Origin of the sequence: Streptomyces sp. NPDC002044, from assembly GCF_040296725.1 — a bacterium.
Classification (GTDB): domain Bacteria; phylum Actinomycetota; class Actinomycetes; order Streptomycetales; family Streptomycetaceae; genus Streptomyces; species Streptomyces antarcticus.
Map to the genome: position 1 here is coordinate 1 of NZ_JBEOXU010000227.1, position 6,855 is coordinate 6,855.

Consider the following 6,855-nt stretch of genomic DNA (forward strand, 5'->3'; position numbering starts at 1 on the left):
CCGGAGAACCTCACCCAATGAAGGTCAAGCCGAGCGTCAAGAAGATCTGCGACAAGTGCAAGGTGACCCGGCCCGGTCACCGCCCGCCCGGGCCGCCCGGGCCGGGCCGCCCGCCCCGATGACGTAGCGTCGGGCGGCAGCCGCAGGGGCCGGCCGGCGGCCGAGCCCGGGTACCCGTACGGGACAGGCACAGGCACAGGCACAGGAACGGGAGGAGTCGGCGGCGTGGGGTTCCACTTCCGGTTCGGGCCGGGCGACCTCCTGCGGTGCCGGTTCTCCCTCTCCCCCCGCTGGGAGACCCAGGAAGCGGTACGGGTCCTGCTGTCCCCGCACCGGCAGGCGTACCACCTCCCGTGGCTCCGGCAGGCGCGGGAGGCCGCCGACAAGCTGGACCTGCGTCCGCTGTGGCTGCTGATGCCCCGCTCCGGGCACCATCCGGACTTCCTCAGCCCGCCGCCCCTCGGGCCCTCCGTCACCTTCGAGGAGGAGATCGCCCGGGTGCGGGCCGCCGATCCGGAGGCGGCCCGCGAGGACCTGCGACTCTCCCTCGTCTGCACTCCGGGCGCCCTGGAGAGCGCCGCCGGGCAGCGGATGATGGCCGATCCGGCCCGCGCCGTACGGGAGTTGGCGGACCTCACCGAGCGGGCCTGGCAGGCGCTGGTCGAACCGCACTGGCCGCGGCTGCGCGCCCTGCTGGAGGCAGACATCCTGTTCCACTCCCGGCGGCTGGCGGCGGGCGGGCTGGAGGCGCTGTTCGACGGGCTCCACCCGGACCTGCGCTGGCACGGGGAGAGCGACACCCTGACCATCGAACGGCCCGCGCACCACCACCGGGCGCTGGACGGGCAGGGGCTGCTGCTGATGCCGAGCGCGTTCGTCTGGCCGCAGGTGGTCGGCGGCTACGACCCGCCCTGGCAGCCGACGCTCGTGTACCCCGCACGGGGCGTCGGCGGGCTGTGGACCGCCCCGGCGGGGCCCGCCCCGCGGGCGCTGGCCCGGCTGCTGGGCGCGGTCAGGGCCGACGTGCTGTGCGCGCTGGACGAGCCGGCCTCCACCACGGTGCTGGCCCACCGGCTGGGCCTGGCCCCGTCCACGGTCTCGGCGCACCTGGGGGTGCTGCACGCGGCGGGCCTGCTGGTCTCCGCACGGCACGGCCGCCAGGTGCTGTACGAGCGCACCCCGCTGGCCCTCGCCCTCACCGCGCGCGAGCCCGCCGCCCGCTGAAGGCGCCGGGCTCACGGAACACCGGCCCCACGACGGACCGGGCCCCACGGAAGGACCGGGCCGCGGAGGGACCGGACCCACGGAAGGACCGGCCCCGCGAAGCGCCCGCCCGCGTCGTGCCCGCCTCAGCCCTCGGCGAGGTGGCGTTCCACCGTCTCGACCTTCGAGGTCATGCCGTCGCTGACACCGGGCCGGATGTCGGCCTTGAGGATGAAGGAGACCCGGGGCGCCCGTGCCTCCACGGCGGCCACCGCGCGCTTGACCACGTCCATCACCTCGTCCCATTCACCTTCCACCGTGGTGAACATGGCGTCGGTGCGGTGGGGCAGGCCCGACTCGCGCACCACACGGACGGCGTCCGCCACGTACGCGCCGACCTCTTCGCCGACGCCCAGCGGGGTCACCGAGAACGCGATGATCATGCCTTGGCCGCCTCGCGCGCACGGGCCGCCAGCACGCTGTCCGCCTCGTCCCGCTTGAGCAGCTTGTCGCCGTAGAGCCCGCCGAACGGGATCAGCGAGAGCACGAAGAACAGCGCGACCTTCTTCAGCGGCCACTTCGCCTTGTGCCACACGTCCAGCAGGAAGATGACGTAGATGACGAACAGGAACCCGTGGAGCGCGCCGAGCGGCGGCATCAGGTAGTCGATGTCCGTCGTCCGCTTCAGGAGCGAACCGAAGATCAGCAGGGCCGGGAACGACAGCGCCTCCGGTACGGAGATGAGGCGCAGCCGGTGCAGGGCGGAGGCGGTCTTGATGTCCACGTGGAACCTTCGGGGTGGAGGCCAGGGTCCGTCCCAGTGTCTCAGCCGCTTTACGGGATCTTGACCGGGGTGCCCGCCCCCGGGACGCCTCAGGGGCGCCTTCGGGACGTCACCAACACCGCAGTGTGGCGTATATCGGCCACCAAGCCCTTCTCGGGCACGGTCGCTGCGGATAACGTCATCCCGTGGCTCAGTTCCGACTCCAAGGCAGCAAGGTGCTCGCCGTCGACCTGACCGGGGACGCCGTCAAAGCGAAGAACGGCTCCATGGTCGCGTACGACGGCCAAGTGGCCTTCAAGAAGATGACAGGCGGCGGCGAAGGTCTCCGCGGAATGGTGACCCGGCGGCTGACCGGCGAGCAGATGACCGTGATGGAAGTGCAGGGGCACGGCACCTGTTTCTTCGCCGACCGCGCGAGCGAGATCAATCTGGTCAACCTGCGCGGCGAGAAGCTCTACGTCGAGTCCAGCAACCTGCTGTGCACCGACGCGGGCCTGCGCACCGGCACGACCTTCACCGGTCTGCGCGGCGCCACGTCGGGCAACGGCCTGTTCACGACGACCGTCGAGGGCTCGGGCCAGGCGGCGATCATGTCCGACGGCCCGGCCGTGGTGCTGCGCGTCAGCGCCCAGTACCCGCTCTCCGTCGACCCGGGGGCGTACATCGCGCACACCGGGAACCTCCAGCAGTCCTTCCAGTCGGGCGTGAACTTCCGCACGCTGATCGGCGAGGGCTCCGGGGAGGCGTTCCAGATCCGCTTCGAGGGCGAGGGCCTGGTCTACGTGCAGCCCAGCGAGCGCAACACCGTCGGGGGCGACGTCTGATGCCGTTCCGCGAGATCAACTCGAAGATGGTCGAGGCCCAGGTCGTCCCCGGGCAGAAGATGTACAGCCAGCGCGGCGCGATGCTCGCCTACCGCGGCGAGGTCTCCTTCACCCCGAGCCTGACCGGCGGCCAGGGCGGGGTCATGGGCATGATCGGGCGCCGGGTGGCGAACGAGCAGACCCCGCTGATGTCGGTCGAAGGCAGCGGCACCGTGATGTTCGGCCACGGCGGCCACCACATCCAGGTGATCAACCTCACCGGTGAGACGCTCTACGTGGAGGCCGACCGGCTGCTCGCCTTCGACGGCACCCTTCAGCAGGGCACGATGTTCATGGGCTCCCAGGGCGGGGTCATGGGCATGGTGCGCGGCCAGGTGTCGGGCCAGGGCCTGTTCACCACGACCCTCAAGGGGCACGGCTCGGTCGCCGTGATGGCCCACGGCGGGGTCATCGAGCTCCCCATCACCCCCCAGCGCCCCATCCACGTGGACCCGCAGGCGTACGTCGCCCACCACGGCGAGGTGCGCAACAAGCTCTCCACCGCGCTCGGCTGGCGCGACATGGTGGGGCGCGGCTCGGGCGAGGCGTTCCAGCTGGAGCTGTCCGGCCAGGGCGCGGTGTACGTACAGGCGTCGGAGGAGAAGCTGTGAACTTTGGCCCCGTGACGGGCGGACCCGGCGGGCCGACGGTCTTCGACCCGTACACCCTGCCCTCCGACGACAACGTGAACCCGTACACCTTCTGCGTGGAGCTCAAGGGGAGCCAGTGGTTCCTGCAGAAGGGCAAGATGATCTCGTACTACGGGAGCATCGAGTTCAACGGCATCGGCAGCGGACGTTTCGACCGGCTGCTGCGCACCAGCTTCCATTCGCCGCTGCACGCCGCCGACTGGGTGGTGGCCGAGGGCCAGGGCAAGATGCTGCTGGCCGACCGGGCCTTCGACGTGAACTCGTTCGACCTGGACAAGGGGAACCTGACGATCCGTTCGGGCAACCTGCTCGCCTACCAGCCCACCCTGGCGCTGAAGCAGTCGATCGTCCCGGGATTCCTGACGCTGATCGGGACGGGCAAGTTCGTGGCCGCGTCCAACGGGCCGGTGGTGTTCATGGAGCCGCCGCTGCGCGTGGACCCGCAGGCGCTGGTCGGCTGGGCGGACTGCCCGTCGCCGTGCCACCACTACGACCACGCCTACATGTCCGGCGTGATGGGCGGGCTGCGCTCGCTGACCGGCATCGGGGGCACCTCGGGCGAGGAGCACCAGTTCGAGTTCGTCGGGGCCGGCACGGTGCTGCTGCAGTCGTCCGAGATGCTGATGGCGGAGAGAGCGGTCGGCGCGGTCGGCGCCGGCGCGGCCACGGGCAACGCCCAGGGGGTCCCCGGAGCCGGGCAGGGTCCGCTGGGGCAGGTGGGCGTGCCGCGGATGCCAGGGCAGCTGGGTGATCTCCAGCGCCGCTTCGGACTGTAGCCCCACCGCCCGGGACCCCGGCCGCCCGGCTCGGCCGGGAACCGCCCAGGGCCCCGCCCCGGATCCATCTTTGTACGCAATTCAACTTCTTAGGTAGAGTTCATTCATGGAGACCATGGAGACCCAGACGGCCCCGACCCCTCGGACCCCGTCCGAGGAGACCCCCTGGCTGACCGACGCCGAGCAGTGCGCCTGGCGCACCCACCTGGACGTCAGCCGGCTGCTGATGCACCAGCTGGAAAAGGACCTCCAGCCCTTCGGCCTCACGAACAACGACTACGAGATCCTCGTGAACCTCTCGGAGTCGGACGAGAACCGGATGCGGATGAGCGACCTCGCGACCGCGACCCTGCAGTCCAAGAGCCGCCTCTCGCACCAGATCACGCGCATGGAGGCGGCCGGCCTGGTCCGCCGGGTGAACTGCGAGTCCGACCGCCGCGGCCTGTACGCGGTGCTCACGGACGAGGGCCTGGAGACGATGCGCAAGGTGGCTCCGCACCACGTGGCGTCCGTCCGCCGGCACTTCATCGACCTGCTGCCGCCGGAGGCCCTCGCGGCGCTGCGCGCGTCCCTGCGCCCGGTCGCGGAGCACCTGCGGGAGAACCGCGGCAGGGCCTGAGACGGGGCCCCGTCGGGGCTCCGATCGCCGGGCCGGGCGATCGGCCACACAATGGTCGGTACGCCCGCCGCCGGCCGGGTGCGCGCCGAGCAGCCGTGGGCGCGCGACGGCCGGCCTGAGGAGGTCCAGCCCATGAAGCGCACTGCGTACATCGCGACGGCCGCATCCGTGGTCCTGATGCTCGGAGGCCCGGTGGCGGCCGCGGCGGCGGCGACCGCCGACACGGCGAGAACCGTCCCCGCGGCCGCGGCCGCCCGCGCCGACGTGACGGCCGAGGCGGCCGTCGCGGCGGCCCTGAAGGCCCACCCCGGCGTCGTCCAGTCCGTCGACCGCGACGGCTCCGTCTGGCACGTCGACGTGATCTCCAAGGACGGCAAGCACGCGGAGCTGGAGGTGAACGCGGCGACCGGCAGCGTCACCAAGGAGAACCAGGACGACAACGACGACGACGGCAACGAGAACGCCGCGCTGCTCGCCGCGAAGGTCAAGGCCGAGCAGGCCGTCAAGACGGCCCTCGCCAAGCACTCCGGCCAGGTCTGGTCGCTGGACTGGGACGATGACGACGACAACGGCAAGACCTACTGGAACGTCGAGGTGAAGACCACCGACGGCAAGACCCACAACGTCCACGTCGACCCCGCCACGGGCAAGGTCACCGCGTCCACCACCGACTCGGACACGGACGACAACGACAACAACTGACGGCCGACGCCGCCCGGCCCGCCCCGGACACCCGTCCGGGGCGGGTCCGGGGTCCGCACACACCCCTGGCGGCCCCGCCCGGACGGCTGCCGAGAGGCTCCGGAGCAGCTCTCCGGCCCCGCAGCCGGGTCTCAGCCGGGGGCTCAGCCCTCCGTCAGGCTGTCCAGCAGCGCGTCCGCCGCCGCGTACGGGTCCAGCTCGCCGGCGGCGACCCGTACGGCCAGCGCGTCGAGCCGCGCGTCCCCGCGCAGGTCCGCGAGCCTGGCCCGCAGGGCCGTGATCGCGATGGTCTCCACCTCGTGCGCGGCCCGCGCCGCGCGCCGCTCCGCCAGCACGCCCCGCCCGTCCATCCACGCCCGGTGCTTCTCCAGCGCCTCGACCAGCTCGTCGATGCCCTGGCCGCGGGCCGCGACCGTCTTGACGATCGGCGGCCGCCAGTCGTCCCGGCCGCGGGCCTCGCCCAGGCCGAGCATGTGGTTCAGCTCCCGGGCGGTCGCGTCGGCGCCGTCCCGGTCGGCCTTGTTGACCACGTACACGTCGCCGATCTCCAGGATCCCCGCCTTCGCGGCCTGGATGCCGTCGCCCATGCCCGGGGCCAGCAGCACCACCGAGGTGTCCGCCTGCGAGGCGATCTCCACCTCCGACTGCCCGACCCCGACCGTCTCGACCAGGATCACCTCGCAGCCGGCCGCGTCCAGCACCCGGATCGCCTGCGGCGCCGCCCACGCCAGGCCGCCCAGGTGCCCCCGGGTGGCCATGGACCGGATGTACACGCCGGGGTCCCCCGCGTGGTCCGACATCCGCACCCGGTCGCCGAGCAGCGCGCCGCCCGAGAACGGCGAGGACGGGTCGACCGCGAGCACGCCGACCCGCTTGCCCGCCTTGCGGTAGGCGGTCACCAGCGCCGAGGTCGAGGTGGACTTGCCGACGCCGGGCGAGCCCGTCAGCCCCACCACGTACGCCCCGCCCGTCAGCGGCGCCAGCGCCGCCATCACCTCGCGCAGCTGCGGGGACGCCCCCTCGACCAGCGAGATCAGCCGGGCCACCGCTCTCGGCCTGCCCTCACGCGCCTGGGCCACCAGCTGGGGGACGTCCACCGCCGTCATACGTGCTGCGCTCCTCGGTTCTCGCTACGGATACGGATACGGGGTCACGGGTCCGGGTGCGAACCCGTACGGCCGGGGCGCGGGCCGGGGATCCGGCCTGGAGATCGAGACCGACGAGCTGGACCTGGACGCGCTCCGTGCGGCCCGGGTCT

10 protein-coding genes are annotated in these 6,855 nt (G+C 72.4%); 7 read left to right on the top strand and 3 right to left on the bottom strand.

The window, feature by feature from the left end; all coding sequences use genetic code 11:
* Positions 1-17: 17 nt before the first annotated feature.
* Positions 18-122 (top strand): 50S ribosomal protein L36, encoded by a 105-nt coding sequence (rpmJ, locus tag ABT106_RS30225; RefSeq protein ID WP_351283754.1) that lies wholly within the window; start codon positions 18-20, stop codon positions 120-122.
* Positions 123-225: 103 nt separating this feature from the next.
* Entirely contained in the window at positions 226-1,224 is a 999-nt protein-coding gene (locus ABT106_RS30230; protein ID WP_351283756.1) for an ArsR/SmtB family transcription factor, read from the top strand.
* A gap of 125 nt (positions 1,225-1,349) precedes the next feature.
* Here the strand turns inward: ABT106_RS30230 and ABT106_RS30235 are convergent, their stop codons facing one another.
* Both ABT106_RS30235 and ABT106_RS30240 read right to left on the bottom strand, forming a co-directional pair.
* The gene (locus tag ABT106_RS30235) at positions 1,350-1,646 is read right to left on the bottom strand and encodes an MTH1187 family thiamine-binding protein (RefSeq protein ID WP_351283759.1); all 297 of its coding nucleotides are present in this window, start codon (positions 1,644-1,646) and stop codon (positions 1,350-1,352) included.
* Positions 1,643-1,987, bottom strand: a complete 345-nt coding sequence (locus tag ABT106_RS30240) for a DUF3817 domain-containing protein (protein WP_351283762.1) — start codon at positions 1,985-1,987, stop codon at positions 1,643-1,645. Before ABT106_RS30240 ends, ABT106_RS30235 begins: the two co-directional genes overlap by 4 nt.
* Before the next feature lie 185 nt (positions 1,988-2,172).
* Here ABT106_RS30240 and ABT106_RS30245 point away from each other — a divergent pair, with 185 nt between their 5' ends.
* The 5 genes from ABT106_RS30245 (at position 2,173) to ABT106_RS30265 (ending at position 5,597) form a co-directional block, all read left to right on the top strand.
* Positions 2,173-2,811 carry an AIM24 family protein gene (locus ABT106_RS30245; RefSeq protein WP_351283764.1) on the top strand — a complete coding sequence of 213 codons (639 nt, stop codon included), beginning with the start codon at positions 2,173-2,175 and terminating at the stop codon, positions 2,809-2,811.
* Positions 2,811-3,461, top strand: coding sequence for an AIM24 family protein (locus ABT106_RS30250; RefSeq protein ID WP_351283767.1), 651 nt, complete (start codon positions 2,811-2,813; stop codon positions 3,459-3,461). The genes ABT106_RS30245 and ABT106_RS30250 overlap by 1 nt, the downstream gene beginning before the upstream one ends.
* A gap of 11 nt (positions 3,462-3,472) precedes the next feature.
* Positions 3,473-4,276: an AIM24 family protein gene (locus ABT106_RS30255; RefSeq protein ID WP_351283775.1), complete on the top strand. Its 804-nt coding sequence runs from the start codon at positions 3,473-3,475 to the stop codon at positions 4,274-4,276.
* Between the two features lie 115 nt (positions 4,277-4,391).
* Entirely contained in the window at positions 4,392-4,895 is a 504-nt protein-coding gene (locus ABT106_RS30260; RefSeq protein WP_351283777.1) for a MarR family winged helix-turn-helix transcriptional regulator, read from the top strand.
* A 132-nt stretch (positions 4,896-5,027) separates the two neighbouring features.
* Complete coding sequence (locus ABT106_RS30265; RefSeq protein ID WP_351283770.1) at positions 5,028-5,597, top strand: PepSY domain-containing protein; 570 nt, start codon at positions 5,028-5,030, stop codon at positions 5,595-5,597.
* A gap of 143 nt (positions 5,598-5,740) precedes the next feature.
* Here the strand turns inward: ABT106_RS30265 and meaB are convergent, their stop codons facing one another.
* Entirely contained in the window at positions 5,741-6,703 is a 963-nt protein-coding gene (gene meaB, locus ABT106_RS30270; RefSeq protein WP_351283772.1) for a methylmalonyl Co-A mutase-associated GTPase MeaB, read from the bottom strand.
* Positions 6,704-6,855: the final 152 nt, after the last annotated feature.